19 protein-coding genes are annotated in these 19620 nt (G+C 71.4%); 7 read left to right on the forward strand and 12 right to left on the reverse strand.

Going from position 1 to position 19620, the window contains the following annotated elements:
• Window positions 1-26: 26 nt before the first annotated feature.
• From IE153_RS10300 to IE153_RS10310, 3 genes are all read right to left on the reverse strand, one after another.
• Window positions 27-524: a GNAT family N-acetyltransferase gene (locus tag IE153_RS10300; protein ID WP_189589620.1), complete on the reverse strand. Its 498-nt coding sequence runs from the start codon at window positions 522-524 to the stop codon at window positions 27-29.
• 57 nt (window positions 525-581) lie between these two features.
• Window positions 582-1076, reverse strand: coding sequence for an RNA polymerase sigma factor (locus IE153_RS10305; protein WP_189589435.1), 495 nt, complete (start codon window positions 1074-1076; stop codon window positions 582-584).
• Window positions 1077-1183: 107 nt separating this feature from the next.
• Complete coding sequence (locus tag IE153_RS10310; protein WP_189589436.1) at window positions 1184-2344, reverse strand: glycerophosphodiester phosphodiesterase; 1161 nt, start codon at window positions 2342-2344, stop codon at window positions 1184-1186.
• Window positions 2345-2730: 386 nt separating this feature from the next.
• Between IE153_RS10310 and IE153_RS10315 the strand changes: the two genes are divergently transcribed.
• Window positions 2731-3405, forward strand: coding sequence for a lysophospholipid acyltransferase family protein (locus tag IE153_RS10315; RefSeq protein WP_189589437.1), 675 nt, complete (start codon window positions 2731-2733; stop codon window positions 3403-3405).
• A 237-nt stretch (window positions 3406-3642) separates the two neighbouring features.
• Here the strand turns inward: IE153_RS10315 and IE153_RS10320 are convergent, their stop codons facing one another.
• The 4 genes from IE153_RS10320 to argH all read right to left on the reverse strand — a co-directional run bounded on the left by IE153_RS10320 (window position 3643) and on the right by argH (window position 8393).
• Window positions 3643-5178: an MFS transporter gene (locus IE153_RS10320; RefSeq protein WP_189589438.1), complete on the reverse strand. Its 1536-nt coding sequence runs from the start codon at window positions 5176-5178 to the stop codon at window positions 3643-3645.
• On the reverse strand, window positions 5175-5726 hold the full coding sequence (locus IE153_RS10325) for a TetR/AcrR family transcriptional regulator (protein ID WP_189589439.1): 552 nt from the start codon (window positions 5724-5726) through the stop codon (window positions 5175-5177). Before IE153_RS10325 ends, IE153_RS10320 begins: the two co-directional genes overlap by 4 nt.
• An 89-nt stretch (window positions 5727-5815) precedes the next feature.
• Entirely contained in the window at window positions 5816-6787 is a 972-nt protein-coding gene (locus IE153_RS10330) for an aldo/keto reductase (protein WP_189589440.1), read from the reverse strand.
• A 172-nt stretch (window positions 6788-6959) separates the two neighbouring features.
• A complete protein-coding gene (argH, locus tag IE153_RS10335; protein ID WP_189589441.1) occupies window positions 6960-8393 on the reverse strand; it encodes an argininosuccinate lyase in 1434 nt (477 codons plus the stop codon).
• A 303-nt stretch (window positions 8394-8696) separates the two neighbouring features.
• Between argH and IE153_RS10340 the strand changes: the two genes are divergently transcribed.
• The 6 genes from IE153_RS10340 (at window position 8697) to IE153_RS10365 (ending at window position 14466) form a co-directional block, all read left to right on the forward strand.
• Window positions 8697-9641 (forward strand): hypothetical protein, encoded by a 945-nt coding sequence (locus IE153_RS10340; RefSeq protein WP_189589442.1) that lies wholly within the window; start codon window positions 8697-8699, stop codon window positions 9639-9641.
• 139 nt (window positions 9642-9780) lie between these two features.
• Complete coding sequence (locus tag IE153_RS10345) at window positions 9781-10368, forward strand: pyridoxamine 5'-phosphate oxidase family protein (protein ID WP_189589443.1); 588 nt, start codon at window positions 9781-9783, stop codon at window positions 10366-10368.
• Window positions 10369-10371: 3 nt separating this feature from the next.
• A complete protein-coding gene (locus IE153_RS10350) occupies window positions 10372-11064 on the forward strand; it encodes a L,D-transpeptidase family protein (protein ID WP_189589444.1) in 693 nt (230 codons plus the stop codon).
• Between the two features lie 127 nt (window positions 11065-11191).
• Window positions 11192-12574 (forward strand): ferredoxin reductase family protein, encoded by a 1383-nt coding sequence (locus IE153_RS10355; RefSeq protein WP_189589445.1) that lies wholly within the window; start codon window positions 11192-11194, stop codon window positions 12572-12574.
• A 40-nt stretch (window positions 12575-12614) separates the two neighbouring features.
• On the forward strand, window positions 12615-13670 hold the full coding sequence (locus IE153_RS10360) for an FMN-binding protein (RefSeq protein WP_189589446.1): 1056 nt from the start codon (window positions 12615-12617) through the stop codon (window positions 13668-13670).
• Window positions 13663-14466 carry an FAD:protein FMN transferase gene (locus IE153_RS10365; RefSeq protein WP_229828959.1) on the forward strand — a complete coding sequence of 268 codons (804 nt, stop codon included), beginning with the start codon at window positions 13663-13665 and terminating at the stop codon, window positions 14464-14466. The genes IE153_RS10360 and IE153_RS10365 overlap by 8 nt, the downstream gene beginning before the upstream one ends.
• Before the next feature lie 229 nt (window positions 14467-14695).
• Here IE153_RS10365 and IE153_RS10370 read toward each other — a convergent pair whose 3' ends face one another.
• From IE153_RS10370 to argC, 5 genes are read right to left on the reverse strand one after another with little or no spacing between them, the layout of a single operon-like run.
• Window positions 14696-15241: an arginine repressor gene (locus tag IE153_RS10370; RefSeq protein WP_031103981.1), complete on the reverse strand. Its 546-nt coding sequence runs from the start codon at window positions 15239-15241 to the stop codon at window positions 14696-14698.
• A 7-nt stretch (window positions 15242-15248) separates the two neighbouring features.
• Window positions 15249-16448 carry an acetylornithine transaminase gene (locus IE153_RS10375; RefSeq protein ID WP_189589447.1) on the reverse strand — a complete coding sequence of 400 codons (1200 nt, stop codon included), beginning with the start codon at window positions 16446-16448 and terminating at the stop codon, window positions 15249-15251.
• Window positions 16445-17359 carry an acetylglutamate kinase gene (argB, locus tag IE153_RS10380; RefSeq protein ID WP_189589448.1) on the reverse strand — a complete coding sequence of 305 codons (915 nt, stop codon included), beginning with the start codon at window positions 17357-17359 and terminating at the stop codon, window positions 16445-16447. The genes IE153_RS10375 and argB overlap by 4 nt, the downstream gene beginning before the upstream one ends.
• Window positions 17356-18507 (reverse strand): bifunctional glutamate N-acetyltransferase/amino-acid acetyltransferase ArgJ, encoded by a 1152-nt coding sequence (gene argJ / locus IE153_RS10385; RefSeq protein WP_189589449.1) that lies wholly within the window; start codon window positions 18505-18507, stop codon window positions 17356-17358. Before argJ ends, argB begins: the two co-directional genes overlap by 4 nt.
• Window positions 18504-19532 carry an N-acetyl-gamma-glutamyl-phosphate reductase gene (argC, locus tag IE153_RS10390; RefSeq protein ID WP_189589450.1) on the reverse strand — a complete coding sequence of 343 codons (1029 nt, stop codon included), beginning with the start codon at window positions 19530-19532 and terminating at the stop codon, window positions 18504-18506. The genes argJ and argC overlap by 4 nt, the downstream gene beginning before the upstream one ends.
• Window positions 19533-19620 lie beyond the last annotated feature (88 nt).

Raw genomic sequence — 19620 nt, forward strand, 5'->3', positions numbered from 1 at the left:
CCCGCGCCCCTAAAGAGGGCCGGTCGTCACGCCGTCGCCGCGTAGGTGCTCGCCGGCTTCTCCAGGACGATCATCGGTACGCCGTCGGCGCCCTGGGACGTGCCCACCGTCTCATAGCCGACCTTGCGGTAGAGGCGGAGGTTGCCCTCGCTGCGGTGGCCGGTGTGCAGGCGGAAGCGGGTGGCGCCGTGCTGGCCGGCGAGGGCCGATTCGGCCGCCCGGAGGAGTCGGGCGCCGATGCCGTGGCCCTGGAGGCGGGGGTGGACGCAGAGCTTGCCGATCGCGGCGGCGCCGTCCTCGGTGGCCGCGCCGCGGACCGAGCCGACGACCTCCTCGCCCAGCCGGGCCACGAAGACGCAGTCGCGGGCGACCTCTTCGCGGACCGAGTCGAGGGTTTGGACGAGCGGGTCGATGCGGTAGTTCCCGTACAGAGCCGCCTCCGGCTGGAAGCACAGGTACTGCAGTCTGAAGATCTGCTCCGCGTCCTGCTCGGTCGCCGCAGAGATGGTCACGCTCATGCCCATGTGCGCACGCCTCCCGCTCATCTGATCACCTGTCGTCCCCCACTCCTATCCCCGTCCTCAGCGGGCCGCAACCTCCGGCGAGAGCAATCTCCGGAGACATCCCAGGCATCTGGAACGTTCTGGGCCAAGACTGCCCTGTGAGATACCCAACTCCCCTGCGATTTCCCGGTATGTCGGGTCCTCCGGCGAGAGCAGGGCCTCCATCAGCCGGGGACAGCGGCCCGGGAGGCGGCGCACGGTCTCGCGCAGGGCCCGGCCACGAGCCGCGGCGAGAGCGAGCTGTTCGGGATCACGCCCCCCGTCGTCGACCGGTTCTTCGACGTACGGCCGTTCGAGGCGGCTCGTACGGCGGGTGCGGCGCACCTCGGAGCGGACGGCACGGCGGAGCCACTGCTGGGGGTCGGCCGGTGGGCCCTCGGCATCAAGACGTTCCAGGAGCCGGAGCCAGACCGCCTGCTCCAGGTCGCCCGGCTCGGTTCCGGTGGAATATGCCTCCGCGGAGGCCTCGGCGGTGAGCAGCGGGCGCAGGGCGGTGACCATGTCGTGCGTCATATGCGGAGCGACGCGGCCGCCCGGGCGGCGGGTTGCCCGGGCGGCCGAAGCTCACTCGACCGGGGGGCGTGAGCCCGGATGTTGACGTGCGCGGATCGTGACGCCGCTCAACCGTTGAAGTCCTCGCGGGCGAGCAGACCCGTGTCGGGCTGGTCGGTGAAGACGCCATCGATGCCGGTCGCGAAGTACGCCTTGTACGCGCCGAAGACGTCGCCGTAGGCGTCCGCGTCCGCGCCCTTGCGGAAGTTCGCGGGCAGGAACGGGTTCTCGTTGCGCATGGTGTACGGGTGCAGGATCAGGCCCACCTTGTGCGCGTCGGAGACGAGGGTCGTCGGCCGGGTCAGGTTGCCCTGGGCGTCACGCGGGATGATCAGGTCCAGGGTCGGGCCGATGCCCTGCGCGTAGGAGGCGATCTCCCTGAGGCCGGCCGGCTTGACCAGGTCGGCGACCGTGCGCGGGTCGCCGGTCTCGACGAAGTCCCAGGGCCGGGAGTTCGCCGAGGAGAGCAGGACGACGAGCGGGTTGTCGACGAGCTTGTGCAGGCGCTGGACGCTGGTCGGCTCGAAGGACTGGAGGATGACCGGGGAGGTGCGCCGGTCCTTGCGGTGCTTGTGCAGCAGCTTGGCGACACGCTCCTCGAGCGGGAGGCCCAGCCGGCGGAAGTAGGTGGGGTGCTTGAGCTCGGGGTAGATCCACACCTGCTTGCCCCGCTTGCGGGTCTGCTCGTCCTGCCACCTGAGGACCTCTTCGAACGTGGGGATCTCCCAGCGGCCGTTGTAGAGGGTGTTGTGCGGGCGGTTGGCCGGGATGCGCTCGACCGCCCGCAGCGTCTTCAGCTCGGCGAGGGTGAAGTCCTCGGTGAACCAGCCGGTGGTGGAGACGCCGTCGAGCAGTGTGGTCTTCTTGCGGTCGGCGAACTCGGGATGGTCGGCGACGTCCGTGGTGCCGCCGATCTCCGGCTCGTGGCGGCAGACCAGGTGACCGTCCTTCGTCGGGACCAGGTCGCCCGCCTCGACGATGTCGGCGCCCAGGTCGAGGGCCAGCTGGTACGAACCGAAGGTGTGCTCCGGGCGGTAGCCGCTGGCGCCACGGTGGCCGATGATCGTCGGCTTGGGCAGGTTCCGCACTCCGCCGCCGTGCCGGGCGGCGTCGGCACGCGCGGTGCCGGCCATGCCGAGGACCGCTCCGCCGGCACCGAACACCGCCGCGCCGAGCAGGGCCCGCCGTCCGGTACCGCTCGTTTCTTCGTTCGACTCCTGCGTTCCCATGAGCGCCCTCCCTGGCCGTTCGGCTCGTCAGTGCGGGCCGATCGTAGGGGCGCGTACATGACGAGTGGGAGACCCCGGGCGGAACACGCGGGTGATGTCGGATGTCGTAGCGGCTGGTGAGGAGGATGAGTTGACGGTCCATCGCGTCCGTTCGATTCGGTCCGGCCGTTCTGGGAACGCGTCCGATGGACCCCCGGGCGATGTGCGTCACATCATGTCGGCCGCGTTACGGACCGCCGGCGGGGCGCCACCGCAGGTAAACACGCGTCAACAGTGCGTAAGGCCTCGGTGAAGTCGCCGTGCCCGATGTGCACGATGCCCGGGGCCACGAGTATCGTCCTCACCTGCACAGACTCATACAGAATCCCTTGACACCGGAGGGCCCGTTGTCCCGCTTCGCGTTCATCAAGGCAGTGCTCGGCCCGATCATGCGCCTGATGTTCCGCCCACAGGTGGAAGGTGCGGAGCACATTCCCGGCGATGGCCCGGTCATCCTGGCCGGCAACCACCTGACGTTCATCGACTCGATGATCCTGCCGTTGGTCTGCGACCGCCAGGTCGTCTTCATCGGCAAGGACGAGTACGTGACCGGCAAGGGCCTCAAGGGCCGGCTGATGGCGTGGTTCTTCACCGGCGTCGGCATGATCCCCGTGGACCGCGACGGCGGCCGGGGTGGTGTCGCCGCGCTGATGACCGGGCGTCGGGTGCTGGAGGAAGGCCGGATGTTCGGCATCTACCCGGAGGGGACGCGGTCGCCCGACGGGCGCCTGTACCGGGGGCGGACGGGGATCGCCCGGCTGACCCTGATGACGGGTGCGCCTGTGGTGCCGTTCGCGATGATCGGCACGGACAAGCTTCAGCCGGGTGGGGCGGGGTTGCCGCGGCCCGGGAAGGTCACCGTGCGGTTCGGTGAGGCGATGGAGTTCTCCCGGTACGAGGGGATGGACCGGGACCGGTATGTGCTGCGGGCCGTGACCGACTCGGTGATGACCGAGGTCATGCAGTTGTCCGGGCAGGAGTATGTGGACATGTATGCGAGCAAGGCGAAGGAAGCGGCGTAGGGCTTTTCGGGGCGCCGGTGGGATCGGGTTGCCGGGGAGCATGGGCGGTTGCGGGTGAGTGGGGGCTTGTCGCGCAGTTCCCCGCGCCCCTGAAGGCGTGACCCTCGAGGGCGTGGCCGTGTGGAACCCCGTGCATGTGTGGGCGTGCCTGTCTCGGGCGGCTGCGGGTGAGTGGGGGCTTGTCGCGCAGTTCCCCGCGCCCCTGAAGGCGTGACCTCAAGGGCGTAGGCCGCTCACCTACGAGTGTTTCGTCGCGCCGCCCTCCAGCCTCTGGCCCCTCAGCAGGAACCACGCCGCCACCGCCGCTGCCAACAGGACTGCCGCGCCCACGCCCGACGCGAGGGCGAGGCCGTCGACGAAGGATGTGCGGGCCGCGTCCAGCATGGTCGCGGCGCTGTCGGCGGGCATCCGGGCGGCCGCCTCGACGGCACCGCCCAGTGACTCGTGGGCCGCGGCCGGTGTGCCCGCGGGGCCGGTGAAGTCGCGGTAGACGCCGGTCACGATCGAGCCGAGCGCGGCGATACCGAGCGCGGCACCGAGTTCGTACGCCGTCTCGGACACGGCGGAGGCCGACCCCGCCTGCTCCTTGGGCACGCTGGAGAGGATCACGTCCGCCGTCACGGTGAACGAGAAGCCGGCGCCCACCCCGACCACCAGCAGTGCGGCCCCGAGCAGCGGATAGCCCGTGGACTGGTCGAGCACCGTGAGCGCGGCCAGAGCGAGGCCTATCGCCGCGAGGCCGCCGGAGACGACGGACCGCACCGAGAAGCGCCGGGCCACGCGCCCCGCGATCAGTCCGGCCACCACCGCGCCGATCGCCGCGGGGAGTTCGGCCAGCCCGGCCTCGAACGGGCGCCTGCCCTGGACGAGTTGCAGGTACTGGGACAGGAAGAACACCAGCCCGGACAAGCCGAGGATGGTCAGCAGGTCGGCCAGGACCGCCCCGCTGAAACCGCGGTTGCGGAACAGCCGCATGTCGAGCAGCGGCGTCGGCAGCCTGAGCTGGCGGCGGACGAACCCGTACAGGGCTGCCGCGCCCAGCAGACCGGCGGCCAGGGCACTCCACGCGAAGCCGTGGGTGGCGACCTCCTTGATCGCGTACACGACGCCGATCATGCCGACCAGCGACAGCACGACGCTGGCCAGGTCCCAGGGGCCCGGGTTCGCGGTGCGCGACTCGGGCAGCAGCTTGATCCCGACGAGGACCAGGACGACCATCACGGGCAGGTTGATCAGGAAAACCGAGCCCCACCAGAAGTGCTCCAGCAGGAACCCGCCGACGATCGGACCGACGGCCGTACCGGCGGAGGCGGTGGCGCCCCAGATGCCGACGGCGAGACTGCGCTCGCGCGGGTCGTGGAAGAGGTTGCGGATCAGGGCGAGCGTGGCCGGCATCAGGGTCGCGCCGGCGACGCCGAGCAGCGCCCGGGCGACGATCATCATCTCGGGTGTCGTGGCGTAGGCGTTGAACACGGATACCGCGCCGAACGCCGTCGCACCGATCAGCAGGATCCGCTTGCGGCCGATCCGGTCGCCGAGGCTGCCCATGGAGACGAGCAGACCGGCGATGACGAACGAGTAGACGTCGCCGATCCACAGCAGCTGGGTGCCGGAGGGCTTCAGGTCCTCGCTGATGTAGGGGGTCGCGAGGCCGAGAACGGTCGCGTCGACGGCCACCAGCAGCACGGCGAGCACGAGAACGCCGAGCGCGAGCCAGCGGCCCGGGCGCTTCACGGCCTCCGTCGTCATCGTCGGCTGCAGGGTGCTGGTCATGATTCCTCTCTCCTGAGTGCGCCGCCGAGCAGCAGCTCGACGATCATGTGCTGGAAGTCCTTGGGGGCGCCCTTGCCGCTGTGCACCATCCAGGCGCCGGAGGCCAGCAGGCCGTACAGCGCCTCGGTGAGCCAGGCGGGCGTGAGGTCGATGCGGAACTCGCCGCCGAGCTGGCCGCGCCGGAACAGGGCGGAGATCCGGTCGTCTATCAGGGTCCAGCCCGCGTTCAGCTCCTCGCCCTCGAAGAGCTGGTTCTCGGAGTAGAGGAACGCGAGCAGCCCGGCGGCAGGCTCGATGGCTGCGACCAGTCGGCGCACGGCCTCGCTCGCCGTGCCCTCGTCGAGCCGGGCGGCGTCCAGCGCGGCCTCGCACTCCGCGATGCCCAGCGACTCCAGCGCGCGGACGAGGGCGTCCCGTCCGGCGAAGTGGCGGTGCAGCGTGGCCCGGCTGATTCCGGCGGCCTTGGCCACCTCGTCCATGGTCGCGGTGGATTTACGGGTCAGCAGGGCCGCGGCGGCGCGCAGCACATGTTCGGGATCGACAGCCATGAGACAAGCATAGTCCATATGAGACACTAATGTCTCATCAGGGGTATGCGTGACTCACGACTGTCGTGCTGGCGCGCGGGACGGGGTGATCAGTGCCAGGGCAGCTGCCCGCGCCGCTCCCAGTACGCGGGAGGCTCCTCCACCAGCGTGGCGAGGCGGCTCAGCTGGTCGTCGTCGAGGTCGATCACGGCCGCGTGCAGGTTCGAGGCGAGCTGGTTGGTGGTGGCGGCGCCCGAGAGGACGACACCGGCCCAGGGCTGCCGGAGGATCACGGCCAGGGCGACGGCGTCGCAGCCCAGCCCCGTCGCCTCGGCGATCTCCTTGACGACGTCCGGGGCGTGCGGCCCGGCGAGCCGGCCGTTGGCCATGCCCTCCTTGACGATCACGGTGAGCCCGGCGTCGTGCGCCTCGGCGAGGGCGGGGGCGGCGGAGGTCTCCAGCGCGTTGTACGTGGACTGCACGGTACGGAAGAGGGATTCGCCGTCGACCGTCACGGCGAGGGCGGCGCGGATCGCGTCCGCCTGGGCGGGGCCGCTGGTGGAGAAGCCGACGGTGAGGCCCTGTGCGGCGGCTTCCGCGAGCCTCGCGTGCAGTTCCTTGTCGGTCAGGGCCGGGCTGTCCGGGGTCACCGAGTGGATCTGGTAGAGGTCGAGCCGGTCGCCGAGCAGGGCGTCGCTCTCCGCGCGCTGCCGTTCGTAGGTGGCGAGGGTGTGGTCCTTGACCTCGTGCTTCTCGGCGTCGGTGGACCAGTCGGCGGTGTAGGTGTAGCCCCACTTGCTGCCCACGACGATGTCGTCGAGGCCGGGCCTGTCCTTGAGCCAGTCGGCGAGGAACTCCTCGGAGCGGCCGTAGGAGCGGGCGGCGTCGAAGTAGCGGACGCCCTGGGCGTAGGCGGCGTCGAGGAGTTCGTGGGTGCGGGTGCGCAGCGTCTCCACGCTGCGGTCTTCTCCGAGGTCTTCGTCCCGGCCGAGGTTGATATAGCCGGGGCGCCCCACGGCGGCGAGACCAAGGCCGATGTGACAGGTGGGGGTTGTGGCGTTCGCGAGACGGGCGAAGGGCATCGCTGGCTCCGTTCGGTCGACGGCTGACGACCAACGTAACCCGCGATGACCTTCGCCTTTGAGCTCGACCGTTGCGGTGTCTCGGCGCGTGCGGGTCGGATGCGCCTGTTCGCGCCCACGCGGCGGAGCCGCACATCGATACAGCCCCGCGCCGCCCCCGAGGGCGCTGACCTCAGCCCTGCTGCTTGGCCACCGCCCACTCGTGCTGGGCCGCCACGTCGGCCTTCACCTCTGCCAGCTGGACGGCGACCGCGCTCGGGGCCGTGCCGCCCCTGCCGTTGCGCGAGGCCAGGGCGCCGGGGACGTTGAGGACCGTGCGGACCTCGGGGGTCAGATGGGCGGAGATCTTGGCGAACTGCTCGTCCGTCAGCCCGTCCAGTTCCTTGCCCTCGGCCTCGGCGACCTTCACGCACTCGCCGGCGACCTCGTGGGCCACACGGAACGGGACGCCCTGCTTGACCAGCCACTCGGCGATGTCCGTGGCGAGGGAGAAGCCGGCCGGGGCCAGTTCCTCCATGCGCTCGCGGTGGACGGTGAGGGTGGCCATCATGCCGGTGAAGGCCGGGAGCAGGACCTCCAGCTGGTCGATGGAGTCGAAGACCGGCTCCTTGTCCTCCTGGAGGTCGCGGTTGTACGCGAGCGGGAGGGCCTTGAGCGTGGCCATCAGGCCCGTCAGGTTGCCGATGAGGCGGCCCGACTTGCCGCGGGCCAGCTCGGCGATGTCCGGGTTCTTCTTCTGCGGCATGATCGACGAGCCCGTGGAGAACGCGTCGTGCAGGGTCACGAAGGAGAACTCCTTCGTGTTCCAGATGATGACCTCCTCGGCGATGCGGGAGAGGTTGACCCCGATCATCGCCGTGATGAAGGCGAACTCGGCGACGAAGTCGCGGGAGGCCGTGCCGTCGATGGAGTTGCCGGCCGAGCCGTGTTCAAAGCCGAGGTCCTTCGCCACCGCCTCCGGGTCCAGCCCGAGGGAGGATCCCGCGAGGGCGCCCGAGCCGTAGGGCGAGACCGCCGTACGGGCGTCCCACTGGCGCAGCCGTTCCGCGTCCCGGGAGAGGGACTGGACGTGGGCCAGGACGTGGTGGGCGAAGAGGACGGGCTGGGCGTGCTGGAGGTGCGTACGGCCGGGCATGGCCACGTCCGGGTGTGCTTCGGCGAGGCCGATCAGCGCGTCCTGGAGCTCGGCGATCAGGCCGCCGACGATCCGGGCGTGGTCGCGCAGGTACATGCGGAAGAGCGTCGCGACCTGGTCGTTGCGGGAGCGGCCGGCCCGCAGCTTGCCGCCGAGGTCGGGGCCGAGACGCTCCAGGAGGCCGCGCTCCAGGGCGGTGTGGACGTCCTCGTCGGCGATCGTGCCCACGAAGGAGCCGTCGGCGACGTCCGCCTCCAGCTGGTCCAGCCCGGCGATCATGCGGGTCAGCTCATCGGCCGTGAGCAAGCCGGCCTTGTGCAGCACGCGCGCGTGGGCACGCGAACCGGCGATGTCGTACGGCGCGAGCCGCCAGTCGAAGTGGACGGACGCGGACAGCTTCGCCAAGGCCTCGGCGGGGCCGTCGGCGAAACGGCCGCCCCAGAGCCGGACATCACCGCTGTTGCTGCTCACCTGCTGCGCTCCTCAATGGGTGTGGATGTGCCACCGCCTTCCCGCCCGGGGGCGTGGAGACGGTCATCACGCTACTGCTCAGGGCAGATCACCGACATGCATGAGTATGCAGAGCTCTGCATGATTCGTCAATCCGGGCAGACCGGCGGTCTCCGGTCAGGCGACCGGCGGCCGGTTTCCGGTCACGCGAGAGGAATTTGAAGATTCCTTGAACACGGGAAACCGCTTACCCGTACCTCTCGCCGAACGCAGGCGCCGCGTTACGACACCGACGACACCCCCGACCCCTAGTGAGGCATCCGCATGTCCAGGGCTCTTCCGAAGTACAACAAGCGTCGCGTCACGTTCATCGGCGGCGCCGCCGCGGTGGCACTGTCCGGCACGGTGATCGCCGGCTTCGCCCTCGCGGGGGAGACGCCCGACAGCGGCGCCGCGAACGCCCGGACGCTGGCCGGTCCCGGCACCATCAGCTGCCCGGACGTCACCGGCCAACTGCCCGCGGTCCCCGCCTCGGCGAAGGCGGAGGTCGACCGCAACCTGGCCGAGCTGAACAAGCAGATCGCCGAGGCCAACAAGCGACTCGTCGACACCGTCGGCCAGGGCGGGCCCAACTTCGTCCAGAACGCCATCCTCGGCCCGCTGGAGGACAAGCGCGTCGCCGCCCTCAACCGCATCGAGACGGCCATCGGGCGGGCCGCCGAGAAGCCCGAGGGCCTGGAGGCCTTCGCGGCCTGCCAGCTCAACGCCGGTGGCGATGCCGGAGCGGGCGAGGCGGCGGGTGGCGAGGCGGGCTCCGGTGCGGAGGCCGGCGCCGGCGCGGAGGCGGGCGGTGACGCCGGAGCCGGTGCGGGCGCCGAAGAGGGCGGCGCGGGTGCCGAGGCGGGCGCCGGCGCGGAGGCCGGTGGGGGTGCCCAGGAGGGCGGCGCCGGTGCGGGCGAGGCGGGCAACGCCGGTGTCGGCACGATCAGCTGCCCGGACGTCGCCTCCCAGCTGCCGGCGATCCCCGCCTCGGCGCAGGCCGAGGTCGACCGGAACCTGACGCTGCTGGACACGCAGGTCGCCGAGGCCAACAAGCGTCTGGTCGACACGGTCGGCCAGGGCGGGCCCAACTTCGTCCAGAACGCCATCCTCGGCCCGCTGGAGGACAAGCGGATCTCCACCGTCAACCGCATCGCCACGGCCATCGGCCGCACGGCCGAGAAGCCGGCCGGGCTGGACTCCCTGGCCGCCTGCACGCTCACCAAGTGAGGTGACAGGCGCTGTGGCCGCCCCGTGTGAGCGCCGGCCGGGGCGGCCACGCAGACGCCTGCCGGCGGGGTCCGGCAGAGGTGACCGGGCCCCGCAATTCCTTAGACAGTCGAAAGACTTACGGCAATAATCGTTCGACATGGGAAAGACCTACGAGCGCATAGACGGCCGGCTCCGCACCTTCATCGAGGCGCAGCCGGTCTTCTTCACCGCCACCGCACCTCTCGCCGCCGACGGCACGGTCAACCTCTCCCCGAAGGGCCTGACGGGCTCCTTCGTGGTGCTCGACGAGCTCACGGTGGCCTACCTCGACTTCGCCGGTTCCAACGCCGAGACCATCGCCCATCTGCGGGAGAACGGGCGCATCACCCTGATGTGGTGCGCCTTCCAAGGGCCGCCGAACATCGTCCGCGTGCACGGCAGGGGTGAGCCGGTCTTCCGTGACGACCCCCGCTTCGGGGAACTGCTCGCGCGCTTCCCCGGCATCGACCCGACGCCGCACGGTCTGCGGGCGATCATCGTGGTCACCGCCGAACTCGTCCGCGACACCTGCGGCTACGGGGTGCCGTTCATGGCGTACGAGGAGGACCGGGATCTGCACGGCAAGCGTTTCGCCCGCGAGGACGACGCGTCGCTGAGCGCCTACTTCACCAAGAAGGAGCACATCGCCACCAGCCTGGACGGCCTACCCGGGCTGCCGCTGCCGCTGCCCCCCTCTACCGTCTGAGGCATGCGCCCCGGTGCCGTCGCCCTCGCCCTCTCCGCCCTGGTCGTGCTCGGCTCCCCGCCGCCCCCGCCGCCACTGCCGGCCCGGATGGCGCACACCGGCGGCGGCACCCAGCTGATCACCGCGGTGGCCCCGGAGCGGGCCTCGACGACGGGCACGGTGACCTGGTGGAACCGGGAGGGCGGGCGCTGGGTCAAGAGGGGCTCCGCGCCCGCCCGGTTCGGGGCGAAGGGCCTCGCCGCCGGCACCTCGCGCAGGCAGGGCACGAACACCACGCCCACCGGCCTCTACGGCCTGCCGTACGCCTTCGGCATCGAGGCGGCGCCGCCCGGAACGGCCTACCCCTACCGCCGCGTGCGCCAGGACTCCTGGTGGTGCCAGGACAACGACTCCCGTTCCTACAACCGCTGGACCGAGCCGCGCGCGGCCGACTGCCGGGCCGCCGAGTCCGAGCACCTGATCACGTATCGCGCGCAGTACGCGCACGCGCTGGTCATCGGCTTCAACTACGAGCGTCCCGTCAGGGGGCGGGGCGCGGGCATCTTCCTCCACGTGAACGGGCGTGGGGCGACGGCCGGTTGTGTCTCCGTCTCCGAGGACGCGATGCGGCGGATCCTGCGCTGGGCCGACCCCGCGCGGCGGCCGCACATCGCCGTGGGGACGCGGAGCGGGAGCACGGCCGTCACCCGCCTGTGACGGCCCGGCGGCCGCCTGAGTGTTACCGGCGGTCACTCCTGTTCGCGCCCGACTCGGTACGCGGCTGAACACTCCCGTGCCGCGGCACGTATCTGTGGGCCAAGGGTCAAGTCCCCACGGAGGAACCGTGACCACCACGCTCGCAGGCGGACGTGCCGCCCGCCGCCAGACGATGCGCCGCATCCGCCCGCGCCGCTCCCCGGCCGTCCCGCTGCTGATCGCCCTGTGGGCGGGTGCCGCGGCCGTGCTGTGGCTGTGGTGGGACAACACACCGTCCCTCGCGGACAACACGAGCAAGATCCTGGCCGCGGGCCGGATCACCGGCCTGCTCGCCGGCTACCTCATGGCGCTGGTGGTGCTCCAGATGGCCCGGGTGCCCGCGCTGGAGCGCCGGGTGGGCACCGACCGGGTCGCGCGCTGGCACGCCATGACCGGCCGCTACACCCTCTGCCTGGTCCTCGCCCACGTCTTCCTCATCATGTGGGGCTACGCCCTCCAGGCGGGCAAGGGGCTCGGCGACATCGTCCAGCAGACGACCGACTCCATCAACCAGCTGCCGGACATGGGCAAGGCCGCCATCGGCACGGGCCTGCTGTTCCTCATCGGGATCCTGTCGATCGGCGGGGTGCGCCGCCTGATCGGCTACGACACCTGGTATCACGTGCACCTGCTCACGTACGCGGCCGTGTACCTGACGTTCTGGCACCAGATCACCACCGGCAACGAGTTCGCCGTCGAGCCCGCCGCGAAGACCTTCTGGTACGGGCTGTACGGCGTGGTGACCGCGCTGGTCGTCTGGTACCGGATCCTCACCCCGATCCGGCTCAACCTGCGGCACCGCATGCGGGTCGAGGCGGTCATCGAGGAGACCCCGGGGATCGTGTCCGTGCTGATCAGCGGGCGCAAGCTGCACCGGATGGGCGCGGAGGCGGGGCACTTCTTCCGCTGGCGGTTCAAGGCGCCGGGCATGCGCTTCAGCTCCCACCCCTACTCGCTGTCGGCGGCGCCCCGCCCGGACATGCTGCGGATCACGGTCAAGGCGATCGGCGACCACACCTCCCGGCTGCGTGACCTCGAACCCGGCACCAAGGTGTGGGCCGAGGGGCCGTACGGCGCGATGACCGCGCAGCGCCGCAGCCGCGGCAAGGTGCTGCTGGTCGCGGGCGGGGTCGGCATCACCCCGATGCGGGCGCTGTTCGAGACGCTGCCGGGCGCGTCCGGCGACATCACCCTTCTCTACCGCGCCAACACGACCCAGGACCTGGCGCTGTGGGGTGAGCTCGCCAAGATCGCCGATGAGCGCGGCGCCCGGCTGATGTACGCGGTCAACAGCCCGGAGGGCGAACGCCCCGACATCTCGGCGGAGTCCCTCCAGCGCAAGATCCCGGACATCGACGACCACGACGTCTTCATGTGCGGGCCGCCCGGCTTCGCCCAGTCGGTCTACGAGGCACTGCGCGGCGCGGGCGTACCCGCCCGCCGTATCCATCACGAGTCGTTCGAGATGTGAGCGACGGGACACCAACAGCCCTTCAGGAGTTTGGGAAACGATGAGGAAGTCTCACCCCGTCCGGCGTGCCGTGCTCGCCGGCGCAGCCACCGTCTCCGGGATCGTGCTGCTGCTGTCGCTGAAGCCGGCCTCCGACCCGGGCTCCGCCCAGGCTGCGGGGCAGGCGCCGCCCGCTGCGGCCGGGCAGGCCCCGCAGGGCGGCGTGAACGGCGCGGTCACCGGTGACGCGGCGCAGACGCAGTACGGCGCCGTGCAGGTCCGCCTGACGATGAGCAACGGCAAGATCACCCAGGCCGAGGCGGTCCAGGCCCCCAAGGGCGGCCGCAGCGACCAGATCACGGCCAGCTCGGTGCCCCGCCTCAACCAGGCCGTGGTCGCGGCGCAGGGCGCGGAGATCGACGCGGTCTCGGGCGCCACGTACACCAGCGCCGGGTACAAGAAGTCGCTCCAGTCCGCGTTGGACAAGGCGAAGGCGTCCGCCGGAGCGCAGCAGGGCTCGGGTGGCGCGCAGACGCTGACCGGCGATGTCGCGCAGACGCAGTACGGGCCGGTCCAGGTGCGCGTGACCGTCGCGGGCGGGAAGATCACCAAGGCGGAGGCGGTCCAGGCGCCCAAGGGCGGCCGCAGCGACCAGATCACCGCGAGCTCGGTGCCCCGCCTCAACCAGGCGGCCGTGGCGGCCGGGAACGCGGACGTCGACGCGGTCTCGGGCGCGACGTACACCAGTGCCGGGTACAAGAAGTCGCTCCAGTCCGCCCTGGACAAGGCTCCGGCCGGGGGCGGTTCCTCCCAGGCCGCGGGCTCCGGAGGCGGCCAGGCCGCGACGCAGACCCTCACCGGCAAGGCGGCTCAGACGCAGTACGGGCCGGTCCAGGTCCGGGTGACCGTGACCGGCGGGAAGATCACCAAGGCCGAGGCGGTCCAGGCCCCCAAGGGCGGCCGCAGCGACCAGATCACCTCCTCGTCCGTCCCCCGCCTCAACCAGGCGGCCGTCGCGGCCGGGAACGCCCAGATCGACGCCGTGTCCGGTGCGACGTACACCAGTGCCGGCTACAAGCAGTCCCTCCAGTCGGCGCTGGACCAGGCCGGTGGCTGACACGGTGGCCGACTCCGCACAGGCTCCCGCCGCGGTACGTCATGCCGAGGAGACGATGGGGACCGTCTTCTCCTTCGACGTCCGCGGCGGGGAACCGGCCGTCGTGCGCGCGGCCCTCGACGAGGCCGTCGCCGGGTTGCACCGGGTCGACGAGGTGTTCAGCACGTACCGCGAGGACAGCCAGATCTCACGGCTGCAGCGCGGGGAGGTGACCGTCGCGGAGTGCGATCCCGAGGTCGCCGAGGTGCTGGAACTGGCCGCCGAGGCGGAGCATCTGAGCGAGGGCTGGTTCAGCACGTCGTACGAAGGCCGCCTCGACCCGACCGGCATCGTCAAGGGCTGGGCGGTCGAGCGGGCGGCACGCCTGCTGGCGGAGGTGCCCGGGGTGTGCGGGGTGAACCTGAACGGCGGCGGCGATGTGCAGTTGCTCGGGACACCGGGCGGGCAGCGTCCGTGGCGCGTGGGGGTGGCCGACCCGTTGCGGCCGGGGGGCCTGGCGGCGGTCATCTCGGCGGCCGGGGTGGACGAGCTGTCCGTGGCCACGTCCGGCACGGCGGAGCGCGGCGCGCACATCGTGGATCCGCGGACGGGGCGGTCGGCCGTGACCGACCTGGTCGCCGTGACCGTGGTCGGGCCCCGGCTGACGTGGGCTGACTGCTGGGCGACGGCGGCGTTCGCGATGGGCTCACGGGAGGGGCTGGCGTGGCTGGAGTCCCTGCCGGGCGTCGAGGCACTGCTGATCACGGCCGGCGACGAGGTGCGCTGCACCGGGGGGTTGGCAGCGAGGCTGGGGTGAGCTGTGGCTGGGGGCGTCCGCAACCCGGCGGAACGGGGTGCCGCTGCGCCCACCCGTGCCGCCCCCAGCGGCACGCATGCCCGCAACGGGGCCGACCCAGGGGCGCGGGGAACTGCGCGAACAGCCACAACGCACCCGCACACAACCACCCGCCCGCACCGCTACGGCCCTCAGGGGCGCGAGGAACTGCGCGAACAGCCACTGCTCACCCGCACCCGAACGACGAGCCTCAGTGGCCGTTCTGCGCCAGCCTCAGCAGATGATCCGCCAGGGCCTGCCCACCCGTCGGGTCCCGGCTGATCAGCATCAGCGTGTCGTCACCCGCGATCGTCCCCAGGATGTCGTGCAGCTCGGCCTGATCGATGGCCGAGGCCAGGAACTGCGCTGCCCCCGGAGGGGTCCGCAGGACCACGAGGTTCGCCGAGGCCTCCGCGGAGATCAGCAGCTCCTGGGAGAGCCGCCGCATCCGCTCCTCCTTCGCCGACCCGCCCAGCGGAGCCCGGGGCGTACGGAACCCGCCCTCGCTGGGCACCGCGTAGATCAGATCGCCGTCGTCGTTGCGGATCTTCACCGCGTTCAGCTCGTCCAGGTCCCGGCTGAGCGTCGCCTGCGTGACGCTCAGCCCGTCGTCGGCGAGCAGCTTCGCCAGCTGGCTCTGCGAGCGGACCGGCTGCCGGTTGAGGATGTCCACGATCCGGCGGTGGCGGGCGGTGCGGGTCTGCGGCACGGCGGGCCCGTTCGCCCCCGGCTGCTCGTGGTCCTGCGCCTGGCTCATCGTCGTCTCATTCCCCGGATCGTCCGTCCCCGCTCACTGCCTGGAGGATGCCGGGCAGCGCCCCGAGAAGCGCGTCCACCTCGTCGTCGCCGAGGTTCAGCGGCGGCATCAGCCGGACGACGTCGGGGGCGGGCACGTTCACCAGGAATCCGGCCTCCTGAGCCGCCTGGCGCACCTGGGGCGCGAGCGGCTCGGTGAGCACGATACCCAGGAGGAGTCCCGTACCCCGGACGAAATCGATCAACGGATGGCCGAGGCCCTCGATTCCGTCCCGCAACCTCTCGCTCTGCCGCTTGACGTTCTCCAGCAACCCCTCGTTCTCGATGGTGTCGAGGACGGCGAGCCCGGCGGCGCAGGCGACGGGGTTGCCGCCGAACGTCGTGCCGTGCTGGCCGGGCTGGAGCAGGTCGGCGGCCCGGCCGAAGGCGACGGTCGCGCCGAGCGGCAGTCCGCCGCCGAGCTGCTTGGCGAGGGTGACGACGTCGGGCAGGACGCCCTCGTGCGCCTGGTACTCGAACCAGTGCCCGGTCCGGCCGATGCCGGTCTGCACCTCGTCGAGGACGAGCAGCGCCCCGTTCGCCGCGGTGATGGCCCGGGCGGCCTTGAGGTAGCCGGCGGGCGGGACGACCACGCCGAGCTCGCCCTGGATCGGCTCCAGGATGACGAGCGCGGTCTCGTCGGTGACCGCGGCGGCCAGCGCCTGCGCGTCGCCGAACGGCACGTGGGTGACGTCGCCGGGCAGCGGCAGGAACGGTTCGCGCTTGCCGGCCTGGCCGGTCAGGGCCAGGGCGCCCATGGTCCGCCCGTGGAAGGCGCCCTCGGTGGCCACGATGTGGGTCCGGCCCGTCAGCCGGCCGATCTTGAACGCGGCCTCGTTGGCCTCGGCGCCGGAGTTGCAGAAGAAGACCTTGCCGTCCCGGCCGAAGAGGCGCAGCAGCCGCTCGGCGAGGGCGACGGTCGGCTCGGCCATGAAGAAGTTGGAGATGTGGCCGAGGGAGCCGATCTGCCGGGTGACGGCCTCGACGATCGCCGGGTGGGCGTGGCCGAGGGCGTTGGTGGCGATGCCGCCGACGAAGTCGAGATAGGAGGTGCCGTCGGCGTCCCAGACGCGGGTGCCCTCGCCGCGTGCCAGGGGCAGCAGCGGGGTGCCGTAGTTGTTCATGAGCGCGCCCTGCCACCGCTCGGCGTACTCCTGATGGGCGGTCATACGGCTTCCCCCTCTGGCTCGTCGGGCACGACCATCGTGCCGATGCCCTCGTCGGTGAAGATCTCCAGCAGGATCGAGTGCTGGACCCGGCCGTCGATGACGCGGGCGGTGGTGACGCCGCCCCGTACGGCGTGCAGGCAGCCCTCCATCTTCGGCACCATGCCGGACGACAGGTCCGGCAGCAGCCGCTCCAGCTCGGTCGCGGTGAGGCGGCTGATCACCTCGTCGCTGTGCGGCCAGTCCTCGTAGAGGCCCTCGACGTCCGTGAGGACCATGAGGGTTTCGGCGTCCAGAGCAGCAGCGAGTGCCGCAGCCGCCGTATCAGCATTGACGTTGTAGACATGTCCGTCGTCCTGGGAGCGGGCGATCGACGAGACGACCGGGATCCGGCCGTCGGCGAGCAGGGCCTCGATGGCGCCCGTGTCGATCGCGGTGATCTCGCCCACGCGCCCGATGTCGACCAGCTCGCCGTCGATCTCGGGCTGGTGCTTGGTGGCGGTGATGGTGTGCGCGTCCTCGCCGGTCAGGCCGACGGCGAGGGGCCCGTGCTGATTGAGCAGCCCGACCAGTTCGCGCTGGACCTGCCCGGCCAGCACCATCCGCACGACGTCCATGGCGTCCTCGGTGGTCACCCGCAGGCCCGCCTTGAACTCGCTGACGATGCCGTGCTGGTCGAGGGCTGCGCTGATCTGCGGGCCGCCGCCGTGCACGACGACGGGCTTGAGGCCGGCGTGGTGCAGGAACACCACGTCCTGGGCGAAGGCGGCCTTGAGGTCCTCGTCGATCATGGCGTTGCCGCCGAACTTGATGACGACCGTCTTGCCGTTGTGCCGGACCAGCCAGGGCAGGGCCTCGATGAGGATCTGCGCCTTGGGCAGGGCGGTGTGCTTACGTGTCGCTCCACTGCTCATGACGAGTACGCGCTGTTCTCGTGGACGTAGTCGGCGGTGAGGTCGTTGGTCCAGATGGTGGCGGTCTCGGACCCGGCGGCGAGGTCGGCGACGATGTGCACCTCGCGGTAGCGCATGTCGACCTTGTCGCGGTCCTCTCCGACACCGCCGTTCTTGCAGACCCAGACGCCGTTGATGGCGACGTTCAGCCGGTCGGGCTCGAAGGCGGCGCTCGTCGTGCCGATCGCGGAGAGCACGCGGCCCCAGTTGGGGTCCTCGCCGTGGATGGCGCACTTGAGGAGGTTGTTGCGGGCGATGGAGCGGCCCACCTCGACGGCGTCGTCCTCGGTCGCGGCGTTGACCACCTCGACCTTGATGTCCTTGCTGGCGCCCTCGGCGTCCCGGATGAGCTGCTGGCCGAGGTCGTCGCAGACCTGCCGTACCGCCTCGGCGAACTCCTCGTACTCCGGGGTGACTTCGGCGGAGCCGGAGGCGAGCAGCAGCACGGTGTCGTTGGTGGACATGCAGCCGTCGGAGTCGACCCGGTCGAAGGTCGTGCGGGTGGCCGCGCGCAGGGCCTTGTCGAGGACGTCGTCGTCGAGGGCCGCGTCGGTGGTGAGGACGACGAGCATGGTGGCGAGGCCGGGGGCGAGCATGCCCGCGCCCTTCGCCATGCCACCGACGGTCCAGCCGTCCTTGGTGACGACGGACGTCTTGTGGACGGTGTCGGTGGTCTTGATGGCGATGGCGGCCTTCTCACCGCCGTGCTCGCTCAGGGAGCCGGCGGCCGTCTCGATGCCCGGGAGCAGCTTGTCCATGGGGAGCAGGAGGCCGATGAGGCCGGTCGAGCAGACGGCCACCTCGATGGCGCCGCGGCCGAGGACCTCGGCGACCTTCTCGGCCGTCGCGTGCGCGTCCTGGAAGCCCTTCGGCCCCGTGCAGGCGTTGGCGCCACCGGAGTTGAGGACGACGGCGGACACCTGGCCGCTCTTCAGCACCTGCTCGGACCACAGGACCGGCGCGGCCTTCACCCGGTTGGAGGTGAACACGGCCGCGGCGGCGCGGCGAGGGCCGGTGTTGACCACGAGGGCCAGGTCGGGGTTGCCGTTCTCCTTGATCCCGGCGGCGATGCCCGCCGCCGTGAATCCCTTTGCTGCCGTCACACTCACGGCGCAACTCCGATCGTCGTCAGTCCGGTGGTCTCGTCGAGACCCAGGGCGATGTTCATGCTCTGGACGGCACCGCCCGCGGTGCCCTTGGTGAGGTTGTCGATGGCGCTGATCACGATGATCCGGCCGGCGTCCGCGTCGTACGCGACCTGCACCTGAACGGCGTTCGAACCGTAGACGGACGCCGTGGCGGGCCACTGGCCCTCGGGGAGCAGGTGCACGAACGGCTCGTCGGCGAAGGCCTTCTCGTAGACGGCGCGCAGGGACTCGCCCGTGACGCCGTCGGCCGCCTTGGCGCTGCACGTGGCGAGGATGCCGCGGGGCATCGGCGCGAGGGTCGGTGTGAAGGACACGGAGACCGTCTCCCCCGCCGCCGCGCTGAGGTTCTGGGTGATCTCGGGGGTGTGCCGGTGCCCGCCGCCGACGCCGTAGGGGGACATCGAGCCCATGACCTCGCTGCCGAGCAGGTGCGGCTTGGCCGCCTTGCCCGCGCCGGACGTGCCGGACGCGGCGACGATCACGGCCTCGGGTTCGGCCAGGCCCGCCGCGTACGCCGGGAAGAGGGCGAGGGAGACGGCGGTGGGGTAGCAACCGGGCACCGCGACGCGCTTGGACCCCTCCAGCGCGGCGCGGGCACCCGGCAGTTCGGGAAGGCCGTAGGGCCAGGTTCCGGCGTGCGGAGAGCCGTAGAACCGCTCCCAGGCGGCGGCGTCGGTCAGCCGGAAGTCGGCGCCCATGTCGACGACGAGCACGTCCGGGCCGAGCTGCTCGGCGACGGCGGCGGACTGCCCGTGCGGCAGGGCGAGGAAGACGACGTCGTGGCCGGCGAGGACGTCCGGGGTGGTCTCCTGGAGCACCCGGCCGGCCAGGGGCAGCAGGTGGGGCTGGAGCGCACCGAGCCTCTGTCCCGCGTTCGAGTTGCCGGTCAGGGCGCCGATCTCGACCTCGGGGTGTGCCAGGAGCAGACGCAGCAGTTCCCCGCCCGCGTACCCACTCGCTCCGGCCACTGCCGCTCGTACCGCCATGGATCCTCCTCCTTAGAGGGCATGACTATACGTTTCTCTGCACGTTTATGCAATCCCATGCATGAGCGATGCGGCGGCCGGAACGGCG

It is taken from the genome of Streptomyces massasporeus (assembly GCF_014648995.1).
Taxonomy (GTDB): domain Bacteria; phylum Actinomycetota; class Actinomycetes; order Streptomycetales; family Streptomycetaceae; genus Streptomyces; species Streptomyces massasporeus.

Excerpts from the sequence above, each read along its gene's own strand:
- IE153_RS10300 (WP_189589620.1), bottom strand. The coding sequence starts at position 524 with ATGGGCATGAGCGTGACCATCTCTGCGGCGACCGAGCAGGACGCGGAG.
- IE153_RS10305 (WP_189589435.1), bottom strand. The coding sequence starts at position 1,076 with ATGACGCACGACATGGTCACCGCCCTGCGCCCGCTGCTCACCGCCGAG.
- IE153_RS10310 (WP_189589436.1), bottom strand. The coding sequence starts at position 2,344 with ATGGGAACGCAGGAGTCGAACGAAGAAACGAGCGGTACCGGACGGCGG.
- IE153_RS10320 (WP_189589438.1), bottom strand. The coding sequence starts at position 5,178 with ATGACCAGCACCCTGCAGCCGACGATGACGACGGAGGCCGTGAAGCGC.
- IE153_RS10325 (WP_189589439.1), bottom strand. The coding sequence starts at position 5,726 with ATGGCTGTCGATCCCGAACATGTGCTGCGCGCCGCCGCGGCCCTGCTG.
- IE153_RS10330 (WP_189589440.1), bottom strand. The coding sequence starts at position 6,787 with ATGCCCTTCGCCCGTCTCGCGAACGCCACAACCCCCACCTGTCACATC.
- IE153_RS10340 (WP_189589442.1), top strand. The coding sequence starts at position 8,697 with ATGTCCAGGGCTCTTCCGAAGTACAACAAGCGTCGCGTCACGTTCATC.
- IE153_RS10345 (WP_189589443.1), top strand. The coding sequence starts at position 9,781 with ATGGGAAAGACCTACGAGCGCATAGACGGCCGGCTCCGCACCTTCATC.
- IE153_RS10350 (WP_189589444.1), top strand. The coding sequence starts at position 10,372 with ATGCGCCCCGGTGCCGTCGCCCTCGCCCTCTCCGCCCTGGTCGTGCTC.
- IE153_RS10360 (WP_189589446.1), top strand. The coding sequence starts at position 12,615 with ATGAGGAAGTCTCACCCCGTCCGGCGTGCCGTGCTCGCCGGCGCAGCC.
- IE153_RS10370 (WP_031103981.1), bottom strand. The coding sequence starts at position 15,241 with ATGAGCCAGGCGCAGGACCACGAGCAGCCGGGGGCGAACGGGCCCGCC.
- IE153_RS10375 (WP_189589447.1), bottom strand. The coding sequence starts at position 16,448 with ATGACCGCCCATCAGGAGTACGCCGAGCGGTGGCAGGGCGCGCTCATG.
- argB (WP_189589448.1), bottom strand. The coding sequence starts at position 17,359 with ATGAGCAGTGGAGCGACACGTAAGCACACCGCCCTGCCCAAGGCGCAG.
- argC (WP_189589450.1), bottom strand. The coding sequence starts at position 19,532 with ATGGCGGTACGAGCGGCAGTGGCCGGAGCGAGTGGGTACGCGGGCGGG.